The 18,805-nt window shown below is 45.6% G+C and carries 15 protein-coding genes and 1 tRNA gene; 1 reads left to right on the plus strand and 15 read right to left on the minus strand.

Annotation, left to right across the window (positions count from 1 at the left end; genetic code table 11):
- Nucleotides 1–23 precede the first annotated feature (23 nt).
- The 11 genes from H70737_RS23715 to H70737_RS23760 form a co-directional block, all read right to left on the minus strand.
- On the minus strand, nucleotides 24–806 hold the full coding sequence (locus tag H70737_RS23715; protein WP_042191253.1) for a tyrosine-protein phosphatase: 783 nt from the start codon (nucleotides 804–806) through the stop codon (nucleotides 24–26).
- Nucleotides 807–910: 104 nt separating this feature from the next.
- Complete coding sequence (yihA, locus tag H70737_RS23720; RefSeq protein WP_042191256.1) at nucleotides 911–1,567, minus strand: ribosome biogenesis GTP-binding protein YihA/YsxC; 657 nt, start codon at nucleotides 1,565–1,567, stop codon at nucleotides 911–913.
- Between the two features lie 12 nt (nucleotides 1,568–1,579).
- Nucleotides 1,580–3,943: an endopeptidase La gene (lon, locus tag H70737_RS23725; RefSeq protein ID WP_042191259.1), complete on the minus strand. Its 2,364-nt coding sequence runs from the start codon at nucleotides 3,941–3,943 to the stop codon at nucleotides 1,580–1,582.
- Between the two features lie 293 nt (nucleotides 3,944–4,236).
- On the minus strand, nucleotides 4,237–5,946 hold the full coding sequence (lonB, locus tag H70737_RS23730) for an ATP-dependent protease LonB (RefSeq protein WP_042191261.1): 1,710 nt from the start codon (nucleotides 5,944–5,946) through the stop codon (nucleotides 4,237–4,239).
- Nucleotides 5,947–6,521: 575 nt separating this feature from the next.
- Nucleotides 6,522–6,647, minus strand: a complete 126-nt coding sequence (locus H70737_RS31520; RefSeq protein ID WP_269321776.1) for a hypothetical protein — start codon at nucleotides 6,645–6,647, stop codon at nucleotides 6,522–6,524.
- 95 nt (nucleotides 6,648–6,742) lie between these two features.
- Complete coding sequence (locus tag H70737_RS23735) at nucleotides 6,743–7,414, minus strand: type IV toxin-antitoxin system AbiEi family antitoxin domain-containing protein (RefSeq protein ID WP_042191264.1); 672 nt, start codon at nucleotides 7,412–7,414, stop codon at nucleotides 6,743–6,745.
- A 132-nt stretch (nucleotides 7,415–7,546) separates the two neighbouring features.
- Nucleotides 7,547–8,674: a flavodoxin-dependent (E)-4-hydroxy-3-methylbut-2-enyl-diphosphate synthase gene (gene ispG, locus H70737_RS23740; RefSeq protein ID WP_036685055.1), complete on the minus strand. Its 1,128-nt coding sequence runs from the start codon at nucleotides 8,672–8,674 to the stop codon at nucleotides 7,547–7,549.
- Between the two features lie 109 nt (nucleotides 8,675–8,783).
- On the minus strand, nucleotides 8,784–10,040 hold the full coding sequence (clpX, locus tag H70737_RS23745) for an ATP-dependent protease ATP-binding subunit ClpX (protein ID WP_042130648.1): 1,257 nt from the start codon (nucleotides 10,038–10,040) through the stop codon (nucleotides 8,784–8,786).
- A 12-nt stretch (nucleotides 10,041–10,052) separates the two neighbouring features.
- Nucleotides 10,053–10,643, minus strand: a complete 591-nt coding sequence (clpP, locus tag H70737_RS23750) for an ATP-dependent Clp endopeptidase proteolytic subunit ClpP (protein WP_036685049.1) — start codon at nucleotides 10,641–10,643, stop codon at nucleotides 10,053–10,055.
- 284 nt (nucleotides 10,644–10,927) lie between these two features.
- The gene (gene tig, locus H70737_RS23755) at nucleotides 10,928–12,259 is read right to left on the minus strand and encodes a trigger factor (RefSeq protein ID WP_042191266.1); all 1,332 of its coding nucleotides are present in this window, start codon (nucleotides 12,257–12,259) and stop codon (nucleotides 10,928–10,930) included.
- Nucleotides 12,260–12,357: 98 nt separating this feature from the next.
- On the minus strand, nucleotides 12,358–13,203 hold the full coding sequence (locus H70737_RS23760) for a hypothetical protein (protein WP_042191268.1): 846 nt from the start codon (nucleotides 13,201–13,203) through the stop codon (nucleotides 12,358–12,360).
- 280 nt (nucleotides 13,204–13,483) lie between these two features.
- Here H70737_RS23760 and H70737_RS23765 point away from each other — a divergent pair.
- A tRNA-Arg gene (locus tag H70737_RS23765) sits at nucleotides 13,484–13,557 on the plus strand.
- Between the two features lie 869 nt (nucleotides 13,558–14,426).
- On the opposite strand, the gene pstA is transcribed toward H70737_RS23765, so the two are convergent.
- From pstA to H70737_RS23785, 4 genes are all read right to left on the minus strand, one after another.
- On the minus strand, nucleotides 14,427–15,308 hold the full coding sequence (pstA, locus tag H70737_RS23770; protein WP_042191270.1) for a phosphate ABC transporter permease PstA: 882 nt from the start codon (nucleotides 15,306–15,308) through the stop codon (nucleotides 14,427–14,429).
- Nucleotides 15,305–16,252 (minus strand): phosphate ABC transporter permease subunit PstC, encoded by a 948-nt coding sequence (gene pstC, locus H70737_RS23775; protein ID WP_042191272.1) that lies wholly within the window; start codon nucleotides 16,250–16,252, stop codon nucleotides 15,305–15,307. Before pstC ends, pstA begins: the two co-directional genes overlap by 4 nt.
- Before the next feature lie 82 nt (nucleotides 16,253–16,334).
- Nucleotides 16,335–17,195, minus strand: coding sequence for a phosphate ABC transporter substrate-binding protein (locus H70737_RS23780; RefSeq protein WP_042191274.1), 861 nt, complete (start codon nucleotides 17,193–17,195; stop codon nucleotides 16,335–16,337).
- Between the two features lie 55 nt (nucleotides 17,196–17,250).
- Nucleotides 17,251–18,687 carry a stalk domain-containing protein gene (locus tag H70737_RS23785; protein WP_042191276.1) on the minus strand — a complete coding sequence of 479 codons (1,437 nt, stop codon included), beginning with the start codon at nucleotides 18,685–18,687 and terminating at the stop codon, nucleotides 17,251–17,253.
- Between the last annotated feature and the right edge of the window lie 118 nt (nucleotides 18,688–18,805).

The following is an 18,805-nucleotide window of genomic DNA, read 5'->3' on the forward strand; positions in this document are numbered from 1 at the left end:
TCTACCACTATTAGGTAGATTAGTCAGCCCTTTCGGGAAAAAATGCCAAACAATTTGTGACGATTCCCCCTTTTTTGTACGTGATTACCACGAATAACCTCTCCATTTGCCACAATTTGCTGAGAGTTCTCGCGCATATAGTCGCGCACCTCAGGACCTAATTGTTTCTCTAAAACCACATAAGCAGCATGTAATCCAAAAGGACGATGAACACTGTCATGTGCATCAGAGGCCAACACATGTACTGCATTTCTACGACATAACTCAAGAGATAGCTTCTGAAGTTTATTCCCGAAGACGCCTGCAAGACTTTGTGCGGTTACCTGACCGAGTGATCCCAGCTCTATCAATCTTTCTAACTTAGAAGGATCGGCAGCTACTTCAGCATTACGCTCCGGATGGGCGATGACCGGAACGAACCCTTGAATGATCAACTCGTGACAGATTTCTTCCATGTTGCGTGGGACTCGTGAAGAAGGCATTTCTAGCAAAATATACCGCGAGTCTGCAAGACTTAGCAGTTGCCCCCGCTCCAGATCATCCAGTAAATCTCCGTACACTCTGATTTCCTGACCTGGAAGAACAAGCAGTGGATTGCCATGCTGACGAAGTTTCTCATTCATCAGATCCACTGCTTCTCTTATACTAGCGGAGTTATTCATATATTGACCGTTGGCGTGATGTGGTGTGGCAATGACGGATGTAATTCCGTCCCTATAGGCGTCTTGCGCCATGGCGAGAGCGGATTCCCAATCAGTAGCTCCGTCATCCATAAAGGGTAAGATGTGGCAATGGATATCTTTCATATGTTATCTATCGGTCCCTTCACATAGAAAATTTAGTTTTACCCACAAAAAAATACAACCATTCCCAAATGGAATGGTTGCTTGATTGTAAATGAGTTCTTGTCTTATGCTTCAGTAGGTTCCTCTTGCTGAGGTTCATTTCCATCTATTTCAGCATCTTCAGAATCTGGAGAGGAGAGAACATACCCATCGATCAATCCCCAAAGTTCTTCTTTACCAAGGCCAATCTCTGAAGAGAATGGAATGAAATTATCCCCTGGCAGTACGCCAAGCTCCTGCTTCATGATCTTGATATGCTTTTGCCAGCGAGTCTTCGGAATCTTATCCGCCTTAGTTGCTACTACACACATAGGAAGATCATAATGCTTCAACCAGTCGAACATCATCTTATCATTGCTGGTCGGCGGATGACGCAGATCCACGATGAGCAGAACAAGCTTCAACGTATCGCGCTCAGAGAGATATTTTTCCACCATCTTGCCCCATGTTGCACGTTGCGTCTTCGACACTTTAGCATATCCGTAACCTGGAAAGTCAACAAAATACATGCTGTCTTCATTGATACGGTAATAGTTCATATGCTGGGTCTTACCTGGAGTGGAGCTTGTCCGAGCCAGATTCTTGCGGTTAATCATTCGGTTAATGAGGGATGACTTCCCTACATTGGAGCGCCCTGCCAGAGCAACCTCTGGCAAAGCATCATCAGGGTATTGATCAGGGCCAACGGCACTGATTATAAATTCGGCAATATTAACTTTCATAGGACTTCCTTTCTAATGCACACTACTCGGTGGCTCACTGCTAATTTCATTATGATGCTCAACTAACGCATGATGCAAGACCTGATCCATGTTAGATACTGGTATGAACTCCACATCATTGCGTACGCTCTCTGGAATTTCTTTCAGATCACGTTCATTGTCTTTGGGAAGAAGGATCTTTTTATATCCAGCACGGTGTGCAGCTAAAGACTTCTCTTTCAGTCCACCGATCGGCAATACACGTCCACGCAAGGTGATCTCACCGGTCATGGCCACGTCCTTCGAAACATAACGCTTCGTAAGTGCGGAGATCAATGCGGTAGCAATCGTAATCCCTGCAGACGGGCCATCCTTCGGAATCGCACCTTCAGGAATGTGGATATGAATATCAATCTTCTCATAAAAATCGGGCTGGAGTCCCAGCTCCTCCGCCTTCGAACGTGTATAACTGAAAGCGGCCTGCGCCGACTCCTTCATTACATCGCCCAGTTGTCCAGTAAGTGTCAGCTTGCCCGTTCCCTGCACGACAGTCACTTCGATCAGCAGCGTATCGCCACCAACCTCAGTCCAGGCCAGTCCAGTTACTGTGCCAATCTGATCTTCAAGCTCCGCCATACCGTAACGGTATTTCGATGCACCTAAATAATCCTTGATGTCATCCGGAAGAATGACTACACTTTCTTTTTCCTTGGACACAATCTGTTTCGCGGCTTTGCGGCATAACGCTGCAATCTGCTGCTCCAAATTACGCACACCGGATTCACGAGTATATTCGCGCACGATACGCAATAAACTGTCGTCTTCGATGATCAGCTGATCTTCTGCAAGACCATGATTCTTCTTCTGCTTCGGCAAAAGATAACGGCTACCGATCTGCAATTTCTCCAGTTCCGTATAACCCGGAATGAACAGCATTTCCATCCGATCGAGTAGCGGACGCGGAATGTTATGCACTACATTCGCTGTTGTAACAAACATAACGTTTGATAAATCAAACGGCAACTCGACGAAATGGTCACTGAACGTATTGTTCTGTTCTGGGTCCAATACCTCAAGCAATGCTGAGGATGGGTCACCACGGAAATCTGCAGCCATTTTATCAATCTCATCTAGCAGGATAACCGGATTAATCGTGCCTGCCGTCTTCATCCCTTGAATGATTCGGCCTGGCATCGCACCCACATAAGTCCGGCGATGACCACGGATCTCCGCTTCATCACGCACACCGCCAAGCGAAATGCGAACGAACTTACGATTAAGTGAACGGGCAATGGAACGAGCGAGTGAGGTTTTCCCCACACCTGGAGGCCCTACAAGACATAGGATCGGACCTTTTAGCTTCTTCACCAACTGCTGAACGGCTAAATATTCCAATACCCGTTCCTTTGGTTTTTCCAAACCGTAGTGGTCCTCATCAAGTACCTGTTCTGCCTTCTTGATATCAAGGTCATCTTCTGTCTGTTCATTCCAAGGAAGACCCAGCAGCCAATCCACATAGTTGCGAATTACGCCACCTTCAGCTGAGCTCACTGGCATTTTTTCCAGACGATCGATTTCCTTCTCCATCTTCTCTTTCACGCGTTCCGGCAAATTCTTCTCTTCCATGAGATTCCGCAGTTCTTCCGCTTCTCCCACCCGACCTTCCTTCTCGCCGAGTTCTTTCTGGATCGCTTTCATTTGCTCGCGCAAATAATATTCCTTCTGCGTCTTCTCCATCTGCTTCTTCACACGTTGATTGATCTTGCGTTCAAGCTCCAGCACTTCACGCTCATTATTAAGAATATCAAGAAGCTTCTCTAGCCGTTTACTGACATCAATCGTCTCTAGAATTTCTTGCTTATCCTTGATCTTCAGCGATAGATGGCTCGTAATGACATCCGCAAGACGACCCGGCTCCTCAATATCGGATACAGCAGCCAGTGTCTCTGGTGTCACTTTTTTGGATAACGTTATATAGTGTTCGAACTGATTAAGTACTGTACGCATCAGCGCGTCACACTCTTGATCGCCATCTTCCTCTTCTGGTAGCTCGCGCGCCATAACCTCATAATACTCATCATTATCGATATAATTAATAATTTCGGCTCGTTCTACACCCTCAACCAGTACACGAATCGTACCGTTTGGCAGCTTCAGCATTTGCCGCACATTCGCGACAGTACCGACCCGAAAAATATCGTCCTGACCAGGCTCTTCAATATTCACTTCCGACTGTGAACACAGAAGAATTAAATTATCTTCAACCATAGCTTTTTCTAGTGCCCGAACTGACTTCTCACGGCCCACATCCAAGTGAAGAACCATGCTTGGGTACACAAGAAGACCTCTTAGCGGTAATAAAGGAAAACGACGACCTTTTGTTTTATTTGTCATCATCGCTTTCGCACCTCCCATGGCTCTCAATTAATCTCATATGCATTCATTCTAACAAAAGCAGCCCCAAAACACCAACAAAGTACTTGCAATTTAAGAATAAACAACCTTATTATCCTTAAAAAACGGCAACGTTTCTCCAAGAAATGTAAGGATTATGGAAAGTGTGAATCTATACTTTAAAAAAGGAAGCAGCAGACACGCCTGCGGCTCCCTTTATTTTACAGTGGCAAGTCACGATTTACTTATCGAAACCATAACACACCCTAGCTTACATTTTAGGTAATAATTTAAGCTCAGCCCTTTGCAGATTCGCCAGCGGCATCAGCCTTCAGAAGTGAAGGTGCTGCGGAGAAAAGCTCGCCAGCTACTGCAGGAAGCCTGACGTCTGCTGTATCGGCGCCAAACAGATGACGGAATACTTCTTCCACCGTTTCCATTGGAATGACGCGTAGTGGGGCGAGGTCAGCGAATAGGGACTGCCAGTTTTCTTTTGGAATAAGCACCGTAGTAGCTCCTGCCTGAAAAGCAGCCTCCACCTTCGCAATTACACCACCAACAGGCTTCACACGCCCGTGTATGCCTATCTCACCAGTGATCGCTACGGTATTATCCACGGGAAGACCACGAATGGCGGAGACGATAGCAACTGCCATCGCAACCCCCGCTGAGGGTCCGTCAATGGGTGTTCCACCTGGAAAGTTCACATGCAGATCATAACGGTCTGGTTCCAGATTCATGGTACGCAGTACGGTCAATACGTTCTCAACGGAGCCTTTAGCCATGCTCTTTCTCCGAATCGTCCGAGAACCTCCTCCAATCTCTTCCTCATCTACAACTCCGGTTACGTTCAATCTACCTTGACCGTTCTGCGCAGGCGCTGCGGATACTTCGATCTCGAGCAAGGTGCCCATTCCCGGTCCATACACTGCAAGTCCGTTAACCAATCCAATCTGCGGCGCGGAAGGAATCTTGCGCTCTGTTCGAAGTGGCAGCTGGCTACTGCCTGCTACCCATTCTACATCAGCAGCACTTAGCGTATCTCTCTGCTCCGTTAGCGCTAATCCAGCTGCGAGCTGAATCATATTGACTGCCTCCCGGCCATTTGTTGCATATTGCTGCACAACAGTGACTGCTTCAGGGCTTGGCTTCAGTCCGATCTTCTGTATCGCGTCACGCGCGATGACCGCAATCTCATCCGGCAATAGCGGACGGAAATAAATCTCCATGCAGCGTGAACGCAGCGCGGGAGAAATCTCATCCGGGGATCGCGTAGTCGCGCCTACTAACCGGAAATCAGCGGGTAAGCCATTTTGAAAAATATCATGAATATAAGCCGGAGTATTATTGTCCTCCGAATTATAATACGCGCTCTCTAGCAGAACCTTCCGGTCCTCCAGCACCTTTAGCAGCTTGTTCATCTGAATGGGGTGAAGCTCACCTATCTCATCCAGAAAAAGAATCCCGCCATGCGCCTTCGTCACCGCTCCCGGCTTGGGTTGTGGCACACCTGCTACGCCCATGGCTCCAGCACCTTGATAAATAGGATCATGCACCGATCCGATCAACGGGTCGGCAATACCACGCTCATCAAAACGAGCGGTCGTCGCATCAATTTCAGTGAATTTGGCGTCACTTTTAAAAGGGGAAAGGACATTTTTTTTCGCCTCTTCCATGACCACGCGCGCCGCTGCAGTCTTGCCGACTCCTGGCGGACCATAAATAATCACATGCTGCGGATTAGCACTACATAGTGCGGCCTTCAGGGCGCGGAGCCCATCTTTTTGCCCAACAATATCTCCAATAGAAGCCGGCCTAGTTTTCTCCGACAATGGTTTGGTTAGTGAAATCATACGCATCTTCCGTAGTTTATCCAGTTCCTTACGCGACTCTCGGTCTACCGCCGTCTTGTTTGTCTTCTGACCCCGCAGCAGATTCCAAAAGTATACGCCGATAACCAGCGCGAAAAAGAGCTGCACGATCATCACAACTATACTTAATTCCATAGGTCATCCTCCTGTTTCGTTCAGTCTACCTTTCCACCTTTGGCTACTATTAGGTAGTATAGCCGTTTCGGTAATTAGTAAACGCACAATTGAGGATTTGTTGAATTGTTGGTGTAAGACAAGCAGTGGAGTTCGACTTTCGAGGCATTGAAAGGTCTGGGAGTGCTAGAGACACCTCAGATTCTTCACCACCCCCTCTAGCGGAAGATGAGTATGAACAGCCATAGAACTTGGTGCTACATTCACGTTCGGTAGGCCCCTATTTCTGTCGACTGTGTGCTCAATGGCGTTAAGTCATCTATGGAAGAAGCTTAAGATGGTCTTCAAGCGATAATCCGGGAAAATCCACTTTATTATTCGTTGTTTATGATCTCTAAGCGGATAATTAGGGATTTCCTCCCTGATTATATGTTGTTTATGGACTCTAGGCTGATAATTAGGGAATTCCTCCCTGATTATCAGCCAAAATGGTTATAAATAAGGTGAATCGCTCATTTATTAGGGAGGTTTTCCCTAAAAAGATCGATTTGGAACGATATTAGGCTTTTTTCAGGGAGGTTTTCCCTAATTATTTATTAATGCTCCAAATTTCGCTCCATAGTGCACATCTTACGGCACTCCTCACCACATTCCTTATCACATTCCTTATCACATTCCATACTAACTACATATAACATACCAACTTCCTTACCATACTCCATACCCCACTCCTTCTAATCAAGTCATTCGCACTTCCAGCATCCCATCTGCAGGTAATTCCTTAAACATTAGCCCATCAACCATTAAACTTACTATGTTAATCCCAGTAATAAAGGACATCACGAGCCAGCCTATACCCAACATTTCTAACACCGATCCCTCTTCTCACAGGTTTCAACCAGCCCTTTTCACACAGCTTCATCAACATCAAACGTACCGTTTTGGGGTCTATAGCAAAATAATCAGCTACATCTTTGGGACGAACTGTCCCCGCTTGGCGAACCACTAATCGCATGATTTCCTTCTCAGCAAATAGTAATTTTCCATGCGGTGCATCTACAATTAAATAACGGCTTAGCACCACACGCAGCAGTGTAATACATAGCTCTGGGCGCTGTTCCACATCGTCATAGGCAAATGAAATTACTTGGTAACCCATTCCGTATAGAAACGTCTCACGATTTAGCTCATTACAATACTTCAGCCTGTCCATGTCCCTCACATGCGCTGCATACCCTTTGATCTCGAACAAGAGCTTGATAGGCCCCGGCAAAAAAGCATAATCCGCGAAATAAGATCGTCCGCGCCAATCCAGCACTTCATACTCCGGATGTAGATCATTGAAATCTCCACGAAGCGGCCACCATACATTCTGTAAAAACATTTCTTCGGCATGACGATGCCCTCTCTCCAGCCTCCCTCGTCGTTCCCCATTCCTGCTTGCTAGATGCTTCTCAATAAACGCTTCATGGGCTTGTTCATAGTTCATTCGATGTTCCCCCTGATTAATTTATTCCACGCAAAAAAACGCCCCGTTCCCACCACCGGATATACCGGGGGGGTAACAGGGCGTTCTTCGCCACATATTATGAATTGAATCATTAATTCGTAAAAGACCAAATTACTTTGATTGCACCGGAGGTGCAAGATTAGCGTGAGCACGCCCTGGAATTTCTCCTGTTGCCTCATACGCTACAACAATCGCATCGATTTCCTTCTTCAGCTCGTTCACGAGTTCCGCTTCAGGCACCTTACGAATCATCTGACCGTAACGGAACAACAAACCTTCCCCACGGGCACCAGCAATACCAATATCCGCTTCACGCGCCTCACCAGGACCATTAACGGCACATCCTAGCACTGATACTTTAATAGGCACCTTAAGCTTCGAAATGTACTCTTCCACCTCATTAGCGATGGAGAAGAGATCTATATCAAGTCGTCCGCAAGTCGGACAAGAAATGAGTGTTGCCGCGTTAGAGATCAGACCGAAGGTCTTCAGTAGCTCGCGTGCCACCTTAACTTCTTCCACTGGATCAGCGCTAAGCGAGATACGCAGGGTGCTGCCGATGCCCATAGAGAGCAGTGCACCGATACCCGCAGAGCTCTTTACTGTACCGGCAAACAAGGTGCCGGATTCTGTAATCCCGAGGTGCAGCGGATAAGGAATAACTTCCGCAGCCTGACGGTAAGCTTCGATGGCCATGGGCACATCAGATGCTTTTAAAGATACGATAATATCGTGGAAATCCAGCTCTTCCAAAATCCCAATATGGTACAGTGCACTTTCTACCATAGCTTCTGGAGTCGGATATCCGTATTTCTCCAAGAGATGATTCTCCAAAGAACCGGCGTTTACACCAATCCGAATCGGAATTCCTTTTTCTTTACACGCTTTAACTACTGCTTCTACCTTCTCCCGACGACCGATATTGCCCGGATTAATCCGTACTTTATCGATGCCGTTCTCAATAGCCATCAGCGCAAGCTTATAGTTAAAATGAATATCCGCTACGAGTGGGATATGAATCTGCTTCTTGATCTCCTTAATCGCGGCGGCTGCCTCTTCATTGTTGACAGTAACGCGTACCAGTTGGCAGCCTGCTTCCTCAAGCCGTAAAATTTCGGCTACAGTAGCCTCCACATCAGCTGTTTTGGTTGTACACATGCTTTGAATCGCAACCTCGTTGTTTCCCCCAATAATGAGCCCGCCAACATTGACAGGACGGGTTTGGTGTCTCAAGAACATGATTTTTCTCCCCCATAACGCCAAAGCTCCACCCCTTCGCAACCGCTAGTGAAGCGGGATAAGCGGAAGAAAGGTGGAGACAGTGACATGTATTGTTAAGGTAAGCGACTTACGCGCTTTCCTCTTTCTTTTTGTCTTTCTTAAGGTTCAATTCAGGCAAAGCCTTCTCTTGAACGACCTGCTCCGTGATCACACAATCCTTAATATCATCGCGTGAAGGAACTTCATACATCACATCAAGCATGATGCTCTCAATAATCGCGCGCAGTCCACGGGCTCCCGTATTGCGTTTGATCGCTTCCTTGGCAATTGCTTCGAGTGCCAACGGTTCGAACTTCAGCGCTACGTTATCCATTTCCAGCAGCTTGATGTATTGTTTCGTGAGTGCATTCTTAGGCTCGGAAAGGATACGCACCAGCGTATTCTCATCAAGCGGCTCCAAAGTCGAGATGACCGGTAGACGGCCTACAAATTCAGGGATTAATCCGAATTTGAGCAAGTCTTCAGGCAATACCATCGACAAATATTCGCCAGGCTTGAGATCCTTTTGTCCTTCAACTGCTGCGTTGAAGCCAATGACTTTTTTACCGATACGGCGTTTAATCATTTGCTCCAGACCGTCAAAGGCACCGCCTACGATGAACAAGATGTTCGTCGTATCAATTTGAATAAACTCTTGATGAGGATGCTTACGACCACCTTGTGGAGGTACGGAAGCAACCGTTCCTTCGAGAATCTTCAGAAGCGCCTGCTGTACACCTTCACCGGATACGTCACGAGTAATAGACGGGTTCTCGGATTTACGTGCCACTTTATCAATCTCATCAATATAGATAATGCCGCGTTCGGCTTTCTCCACATCATAATCTGCCGCTTGAATCAGCTTAAGCAGAATGTTCTCAACATCCTCGCCGACATAACCAGCTTCCGTTAGGGAAGTAGCATCAGCAATCGCAAATGGAACATTGATAATCTTCGCCATCGTTTGTGCGAGCAAAGTTTTACCCGAACCTGTTGGACCGAGCAAAAGAATATTACTCTTCGTCAGTTCAACATCTTCGATTTTGCTTTGGCTGTTCACACGCTTATAGTGATTGTAAACTGCAACAGACAGCGATTTCTTCGCTTGCTCTTGACCGATTACATATTGATCCAAAATATCGCGGATTTCCTTTGGTTTCGGAATATCCTTCAGATCAAGCTCTTCCTCATGACCGAGCTCTTCTTCCACGATTTCCGTGCAAAGCTCGATACATTCGTCACATATATAAACGCCCGGTCCTGCTACAAGCTTACGAACCTGCTCTTGTGATTTGCCGCAAAAAGAACATTTCAATTGCCCTTTTTCATCATTAAATTTAAACATCTAACCACCCCTTTAAGATTTCATCGGTGAAGAAAGAACCTGGTCAATAAGCCCATATTCCTTGGCTTCTTCCGCGCTCATGAAGTTATCGCGGTCTGTGTCCCGTTCGATTTTTTCAAGGGGCTGACCTGTGCGATCTACATAAATTTGATTCAACTTCTGTTTCGTCTTGAGGATCCAATCGGTATGAATCCAAATGTCGGACGCTTGACCTTGAACACCACCGAGCGGTTGATGAATCATAACTTCGCTGTTAGTCAGCGCGTATCTTTTGCCCGGAGCCCCAGCTGTTAAAAGGAGCGATCCCATGCTTGCCGCCATCCCTACACAAATGGTTGAAACATCCGGTTTGATATATTGCATCGTATCGTATATACCCATGCCGGCTGTTACTGAACCACCGGGTGAGTTGAGGTACAAGTGAATGTCCTTCTCGGGATCATCTGCTGCAAGGAACAGCAGTTGAGCAATAACCAGATTGGCGACATCATCGTCAATCGCACTGCTTAAGAAAATAATGCGATCCTTGAGCAATCTGGAATAGATATCGTATGAACGTTCCCCACGACTTGTTGATTCCACAACCATTGGTACCAGACTCATGCCACCAACCTCTTTTCTCTATACAGATTAGTCTTATCGTTTCAAAAATATTTTAACACGTTCACGGCCCGATGTCATTTTTTCACTACAGCAGACCTGTCCACCGCTTGTGATAGTGACGTCATCACGCCAATTTCCTTAATACCATACGCTCATACGGATACCTATGTAATCACATATATCTGTGCCCGAGGATAAAAATAAGGCACGTAACGAAACTTACGTGCCTTATCATATCTGTATGGAGGCCGATTGCTCGGCCGTTCTAGGTAGTTTAAAAAATCTTACTCAGCTTTAGTGTCTTCAGCAGCTGCTTCTTCTACTGCTTCAACTTCTACACTATTGCTAACAAGGAAATCAATGGTTTTGCGCAAAGAAAGTTCTTCGCTCAAGCTGCCCAGTGAACCGTTAGCTGCCAAGATGCTGCGAATTTCTTCTGGAGTACGTTTGTAAGCTTCAGCCATAGTAGCCAACTCTTCGTTAACTTCTTCTTCGGAAACTTCAATGTTCTCTTGTTTAGCGATAACTTCCAGTACCAGGTTGTTGCGAACGCGTTTTTCAGCATCGCCTTTCATTTGGTTCTGCAAGTCTTCACGAGTTTGACCCGAGAAGCTAAGGAACATATCCATGTTCATACCTTGTTGACGAAGACGAGTGTCGAAGTCACGAACCATGTTCTCAACTTCGCTGTTGATCATTGCTTCAGGGATCTCAACTTCAGCGTTTGCTGCTGCTTTATCAACAACTGCGTTCTCGCGAAGGCCTTTCAGTTCATCCTGTTTACGGGATTCGAGCTGAGCTTTCAGATCTGCTTTGTACTCTTCCAAAGTTTCGAATTCACTTACATCTTTAGCGAACTCATCATCAAGCGCAGGAAGTTGTTTGCGTTTGATTTCGTGCAGTTTTACTTTGAATACTGCTTTCTTACCCGCAAGGTTCTCTGCATGGTATTCTTCAGGGAAAGTAACTTCAACATCTTTGAAATCTCCAGTGGACATTCCCACTACTTGCTCTTCAAATCCAGGAATGAAGGAGTTGCTACCAAGTTCAAGAGAATGACGCTCAGCTTTTCCGCCTTCGAACGGTACGTCATCAACATATCCGTCAAAATCGATCACAGCGATGTCGCCGTTAGCTGCTGCTTCTTCTTCAACTACTACGAGTTCAGCATGACGCTCTTGCAGACGAGCAAGCTCAGCGCTCAGCTCTTCTTCAGTCACTTCAGCTTTTTGTACTGGAACTTCCAGACCTTTGTAATCGCCGAGCTTCACTTCAGGTTTAACCGTGATCTTCGCTTTGAAGATAAAGGATTGACCTTTAGCAAATTGCTCAATATCAACTTCAGGACGGTCTACAGGGAAGATGTCAGTTTGTTCAACTGCTTCACCGTAAGCCTCAGGAAGAAGAATGTCGATTGCATCTTGGTACAAGCTTTCTACACCAAAACGGGATTCAAAGATCGGGCGTGGCACTTTACCTTTACGGAAGCCTGGTACATTAGCTTTCTTAACGACTTTGTTAAAAGCTTTATCAAGTGCTGCTGCAACGCGTTCTGCGTCAACTTCTACTTCAAGAACTCCAAGGTTCTTCTCTATTTTTTCCCATGTTGCTTTCATATTATACTTTTCCCTCCAAAATATAGGTTCACAAGTTTACTTCAAAAAATGATACAATCCACGCACAGAATAACCATTATATTATATACAACATTACTTTATTTATCAAGTAGAGAAGTCTTTACAAAACCCTTGAGCGCACGATATGCCCCCTCAAATTGAAAGCGCATGCCGTCTGTAATGCCGTACATTCCACGAGTCTCCTCCTCTTGCCGTGTACCGTTTAAGCTCTCAGATACAAACTGGTGTAACGCCCCCGCCCAAATATCTAGTAGCGCGTCTTCCCCATCCAGTATTTTCCGATACTCTTCCGATCCATAAATCGACATGACGAACTGGCCCCAGAGCTCCTGTGCAAAATAATACAGCGTAGGCTCATGTATCTCCGCCTGCTCGGCTATCCGCTCGAGCACCTGACTCACCTGCGGCGGAAAATCCTCTGTCTGCAGCGGTACACTTTCAATCTCTACAATTGCTGTTTCGTGACCCCGAATCAGATTCACTGTTCCCTGCATCCCACGCCGCCGAAGGGTCTGCAGGGTCCGAAATTGCAGCAGTGGGTGAACATTATCCCCCTGCAGCCATGCCGTCAGCGCCTCATCGACTCCGCCGCCTTCCAGATATGAAAGCTGCTCTAGTGCTAGGATTGTCGCCTCTGACAGCGGCTCATTCATTATCCGCTGCAGCAGCTTTTGAGGATACCCCGCATCCTCAGTCATTTTTGATTTGGCCAAGAAACGGGCCATATCTTCTTCCCTTAAATCTTCGTCTTCGGGGTGAACGGCTCCTTCCGCATCTCCATTCTGAGAGGCGTAGGGGAAAGCTGTTTCGAGCCATTCCAGCAGAGACCGCCATTCCTCGTAATTTCGTTCTTCCTGTCCTTGACACTGCAACAAAAAACGCAGCAGCTCCATCGCTTCCCCGTATCGTTCACTCTCCAGCATCACCGTAAGCTGGATTTGATAATAGTCCAGTGTCTTGGGAAACAGGACGATATTCTCTTTTGTGGCGGGGGAATCTGAATCTTTAATGAGGGCACCTCCTTATAGCTAATTATGTGAATTGAATTCTAAAACGTCATAAATGTTATTAAGACCTTAAGCTTCTTCCGAAACTTAATAATTGTAGATTATAGCATACCCCGTACTCTTTTTAAAAAACAGCTTGAAAAACATCGACGTACATGATATGATAACTCCTGCTTGCTTTTCAGCCAGCAATCATGTCCCGGTAGCTCAGCTGGATAGAGCATGCGCCTTCTAAGCGCACGGTCAGGGGTTCGAATCCCTTCCGGGACGTCAGAGTAACAGCCTTCCTTCGGGGAGGCTGTTTTTGCGTTCAGGGGATGCGAACCAGTGGGAGGGCCTAGCCCTAGGGACAGAGCTAGGAGCAGAGCCTAGGGCTTAGGGTTCCATGAGGCTCAGGCTTTGATGTAGCTCACTCTTTAATGGAGTTCAGACTTCTATAGAGCTCAAGCTTCGTCAAGTCCCCTACTACGTTTTACACCCACGTAGCAGTCAGATTATTAGGCAACGTTCAATCTTAGGTTCCACCTAACTCGAACACTTTAATTGTATTTTGTGCAACTAAAAGGTTCCCTTTGACCTCAACAACTCGGTTTAACTGCATTCCGTACACTTATATTCTCTGATTTACTCCTAGAATGTCATTTTCTCCATTTTTAGTTGCACAAAGTACAATTAATCCTAAATAAATCCTACACCATGATAAATAACTGCATAAAGTGCAACTAAAGCCACCCCTAACACCATTACTCATTACTCATTACTTATTACTCATTACTCATCACTCATTACTCATTACTCATTACTCATTACTCATTACTCATTACTCACCACATTATCCTTTATCCTTTGAGGAAATCGAGGCACATTACGAAAAAGTGTTTTTACTATTCGTATGCTGGGAAGCAGGAGCACGCGGAAGTAATAGTGCAGGATGTGTTTGTGCGAATATTATCAATTTAGACTGAAAGTGAAATGTGCGATATTGTCTCAGCCCTGCCACGAGTGTTTCGCGAGGTTATTCCTTTGGCCGTATCCGGAGGGAATGCTACATTAAATAATTCATCATAAGAAAACAAAAAAAACGGCCACCCACAGATATCCATTGCCGGGTGACAGTTTTTACGTACCTATTGAACGAATTAGTGTCCTTTGCGGCGATTTCCCAGCCACAGCGGAAATCGAAATACAAAATTGATAAACAAAACTACAAATACAAGTACGGCTGCCGACTTATCAGCAATTTGACGCGCATCTTCTACAATCGCCTCGGATTGTACATACCAAAGGTGTACGGCCAGTGTTTCACCCGGCGAGAACAGATTGAAATCCCACATTTCTCCCGAGGTACTGAGACCAGCGGTAAGGATAATAACCGCAGACTCCCCGAAGGCGCGTCCAGCAACGAGACAAATCCCAGTAACAATGGCAGACATTGCAACAGGCAGGACTACCGTGCGGATCACGTGGAATTTAGTCATCCCAAGCGCATAACCAGCCTCGCGGATCTCCCCGGGGACAGCACGTACCGCTTCCTCTGTCACTCGCGCAAGCATAGGTAGATTCAGCAGTGCCAAGCTGACGCCTCCGCCAAGAATCGTCAGACCGATATCGAAATATTCCGCAAAAATCGCGAGTCCGAGCATACCGAACACAATCGACGGTACCGATGACAGAGATTCTACGCAAATACGTAGTGCGCCTGTAAATTTATTGTCTGGTGCATATTCAGCCATATAGATTCCCGCACCTAAACCAATTGGAACGGAAATAAACAGCGAGATGAACAAAATGTAAAAGGAGTTAAACAGCACCGGGCCAATCCCACCACCTGCGTCAATCTCTTCAGGCTGTTTAATCAAGAAATCGGGCCGAAGTGCCGGTAAACCTTTACTAAGAATCGTGAAGAGCAGCCAGAAGATCAGCAGCATGACTAAAGCCCCAAGCGTATAAAACCCTATGGTTGCAATTTTATTGTTTCTTTGAGCACGCGCTGTATGCTTTGTACTTGCGAATCCGTTCACGCTGCATCCCTCCTTTTTCTACCCAGCACGCGGATGATCAGAATTAATACAAATGATATTACTAGCAGGAGAAATGCCATCATATGTAGCGCATAGTTCCATGTAGAGTCAAACTCTACATTGGAGATTTGCATAACGATGTTACTAGTCAGCACCGATGCTGGCGTGAATAACGTCTTCGCCAATTGCGGTGTATTCCCGATAACCATAACTACAGCCATCGTCTCACCCACAGCACGAGTCATACCTAGAATAACCGCAGAGATAATTCCCCGGCTAGCCGCAGGCAGTACTACACGCATGATGACCTGTAAACGGGTAGATCCAAGCGCATATGCAGCATCCCGATATTTGCGCGGTACAGAGACAATGGCATCATCACTGATTCGGCAAATCGTTGGCAGCACCATTAATGCGAGCACAAGTGCAGCGGCTAACAAACCATCACCTAAGCTCTCCCCACTAATTCTGCGCAAGAAAGGAAGTAATACCGTCAAGCCTATATATCCGTAAACAATTGAAGGAATACCTACCAATAAATCTAGCACTGGACGGATAAAAGTCTTCATCCATTTTGGAGCAATCTCTGCACAAAGTACTGCCATCCCTACCGAAATAGGAACTGCGATCAGCAGCGTTAATGCAGTTAGTGAAAGTGTATTTACAATGAAGGCAGCCGCTCCAAAAGAATCCTCTTCCGGCGTCCAGTTAAAGGAAAAGAAAAAGTCCGCAGGCGAGAGATGGCCGAACAGAAGCATAGCCGTTTTGCCGATAAATAGAATTACAAGTCCAAGCACGAAGCAAAGCGCAAGAATGCTGAATAAAAAATAAAACTTAAACAATTTGTTGCTAAACAAATGTCTACCATGACGTTTGGGATTAGCGCTAACCTGCGTTACGCTCTCTTTTCCCCTAGTTGCCAAGCCTTGGACTGGTGCCCCCATACTTTCCCTCCTGTAAGCGGCCACCCCCGTATCAAGATCGGAGCTGGCCGCTGTTACCGTTCAATATGTTCTTTAGATGTTATTAGCCCTTCATTGCTGCGATCGGAATAAATTTAAGCTTTTTCAGGGAACCTTGTTGGAACTTCTTGCTTTGTACGTATTCGATGAATTCTTTTGTAGCGCCAGTAGGTTGGCCTTTAGTCATGTAGTAACCATAAGCCCAGATCTTATAAGATCCATTGATTACGTTATCTGTAGTAGCAGCTATACCGTTGTGTTTAACAGCTTTTACGTCACCACTTACATATACAAGGTCGATATAACCGATAGAGTTAGGAGTTGTTCCTACGGCAGTCTTCATGTCACCGGATGAACCAGTTTCTTTGTAGTTCTTAGCTTTTTTAACGATATCTCCGCCATCCAAAGCTTTAGCTTGATAGTTAACGCGTGTACCGGAACCGAAAGAGCGAGTGATAACCACGATGTCAGCATCTGCACCGCCTACTTCTTTCCAGTTCGTGATTTTACCTGCGAAAATACCTTTAAGCTGTTCAGTTGTAAGGTTATCTACACCAACATTTTTGTTAACGATTGTAGCAAAAGGAATAACTGCTACTTTGTTTGCTACTTGACCGTCAAAAGCTTTGAAGCCTGGTACGTCGATGCTAGCATCCCAGTCGCAAGCGCCGATATCAGCGATGCCTTTTTTAACAGCTTGAGGTCCAGTTACTGAACCTTTACCTGATGCTGCGATTTTCACTTTAGGGTGCAGCTTTTGGAATTCTTTTGCCGCTTGAAGTGTCAATGGAAGAAGTGCGGTTGAACCGTTAACTGTGATTTTACCTTTAAGTGAATCGGCTGCTGCTGCAACCCCTGCGAAAGATGCGGTTACCGCAATTACAGCCGTTAGAGCCGTTACTGTTAGCTTTTTGAAAATCTTCATTTGTATTATTTCTCCTCTCGGCTCTACGCCGTTAAAATATGATTAGGGATATTTATTATTTCGACAGTTGCAATGCTTTGCCGCCTTGAACTACCCATACACCGCCATCACTTACGATAGCAAGCTTGCTTCCATCATTCGAAACAGCTACTTCAGATACATCTTCAGTGGAACGGAACAGCTCAGTCTTAGCTCCATTGTTATCAACGGAATAGACTACTGTGCTTCCATCTGCCGCTGAACCTGCTACAACTAAGCCGTTTTTAACGCCAGTAGACCAAGTTACTTCAACATCAAGTGTAATGTTGCTGCTTGTTCCATCTGCTTTTACAACCTTCAATGTGTTAGCTGCGTTACCTTCAGCATCTGCACTCAGGTAAATGACGCTACCATCAGCAGAAATTTCAGGGTACAGCTTGTTATCCGGTGTAGTTGTCAGTGCAGCTGGTTTAGCATCTTTCGTAGCCAGGTCAAGCTTATAAAGCTGCTCTCCAGCAGAGCTGAAGTCTACAGTAAGAGAATCTTCTGTGCTGTCCGCATCGTTTTTAGCAACACCCGTCAAGTTAACGATATAAACGGCGTTCTTTTCATCAGCGGAAATGCGCAGTTCGGATTTGTTTTCTACTTTGTCTGCCAATACGGATTTAACTTCACCAGTGTCTACAGCGATTTTTGCGATTTTCTCTTGCTTGTCACCTTGGACGAAGTAAATACTTTTACCATCGTTCGACCACACCAGATCCGTTTTTACACTATTGTCAGTACCAAGTGTCTTAGTAGCTCCGCTAGACAGGTTAATCAGGTTCAACAAACCAGTCTCATCATTGAAAGCTCCCCACTGCCCATCCGGTGATACTGCAAAATCCACTGCACTGTCATTTGATGAAAATACTTCGTAGTTACCTGGCTCTGTGCTGAACTTGATAAGTTGAGCAGATTCAGCATCACTTTTGTTCGCAATCAGACTTCCAGCTGCTGTCCAGTGCAAAGTATCAAACAATCCTTCAGGACGAGCAAAGCTTAGAATCGTGCTAGCGTCAGCATCCAGTTCTCCACCTAATGCATAAACTAACTTAGAAAGCTCTACATAGGTTTTACCGTTATAAAATACTGGAGCAACTGTGAATGTCTCGGAATTACCATCTACTTGATAGCTCTTTGAGCCTGTTTTGAGCTTCACATTATGTAATCCTTTGCTGTCATTAAGTTCAAACCCGCCAGCTCCAAGTACTAACTTAGCTCCAATTTCACCAGCTACCTGATTCAGCGAGTACAGCTTGTAACCACTGCTATTAATGGTGTTAAACACAATCGGAGTACCATTTACATTCCAAGTAGCTGTACCTTCTTTAACTGCTGTTTTTGCAGCGGTTTGATTGGTAGCCACAGATTTTACATTACTGCCGATGCTAGCTGCAGATACACTCCCAACGCCTACTGTTGCAAGAAGTGCTGAAGCCAACGTTGCGCTAATCCATTTACTGTTTTTCAATTAGATTCACCCTTTTCGTATAGGTAACTGCTAATGTCATTTTCGTCTACAATTGTCAACTCTGTTGCAGAGGAATGTTATGGAAATATTAACTATAATTATTTTTTTGAAAAAGTAG

Source organism: Paenibacillus sp. FSL H7-0737 (assembly GCF_000758545.1).
Classification (GTDB): domain Bacteria; phylum Bacillota; class Bacilli; order Paenibacillales; family Paenibacillaceae; genus Paenibacillus_AQ.

Excerpts from the sequence above, each read along its gene's own strand:
- ispG (WP_036685055.1), bottom strand. The coding sequence starts at position 8,674 with ATGTTCTTGAGACACCAAACCCGTCCTGTCAATGTTGGCGGGCTCATT.
- H70737_RS23760 (WP_042191268.1), bottom strand. The coding sequence starts at position 13,203 with ATGCTGGAGAGTGAACGATACGGGGAAGCGATGGAGCTGCTGCGTTTT.
- clpP (WP_036685049.1), bottom strand. The coding sequence starts at position 10,643 with ATGAGTCTGGTACCAATGGTTGTGGAATCAACAAGTCGTGGGGAACGT.
- lonB (WP_042191261.1), bottom strand. The coding sequence starts at position 5,946 with ATGGAATTAAGTATAGTTGTGATGATCGTGCAGCTCTTTTTCGCGCTG.
- H70737_RS23715 (WP_042191253.1), bottom strand. The coding sequence starts at position 806 with ATGAAAGATATCCATTGCCACATCTTACCCTTTATGGATGACGGAGCT.
- H70737_RS31520 (WP_269321776.1), bottom strand. The coding sequence starts at position 6,647 with ATGGAGTATGGTAAGGAAGTTGGTATGTTATATGTAGTTAGTATGGAA.
- pstC (WP_042191272.1), bottom strand. The coding sequence starts at position 16,252 with ATGGGGGCACCAGTCCAAGGCTTGGCAACTAGGGGAAAAGAGAGCGTA.
- H70737_RS23735 (WP_042191264.1), bottom strand. The coding sequence starts at position 7,414 with ATGAACTATGAACAAGCCCATGAAGCGTTTATTGAGAAGCATCTAGCA.
- yihA (WP_042191256.1), bottom strand. The coding sequence starts at position 1,567 with ATGAAAGTTAATATTGCCGAATTTATAATCAGTGCCGTTGGCCCTGAT.
- H70737_RS23780 (WP_042191274.1), bottom strand. The coding sequence starts at position 17,195 with ATGAAGATTTTCAAAAAGCTAACAGTAACGGCTCTAACGGCTGTAATT.
- clpX (WP_042130648.1), bottom strand. The coding sequence starts at position 10,040 with ATGTTTAAATTTAATGATGAAAAAGGGCAATTGAAATGTTCTTTTTGC.
- lon (WP_042191259.1), bottom strand. The coding sequence starts at position 3,943 with ATGATGACAAATAAAACAAAAGGTCGTCGTTTTCCTTTATTACCGCTA.
- tig (WP_042191266.1), bottom strand. The coding sequence starts at position 12,259 with ATGAAAGCAACATGGGAAAAAATAGAGAAGAACCTTGGAGTTCTTGAA.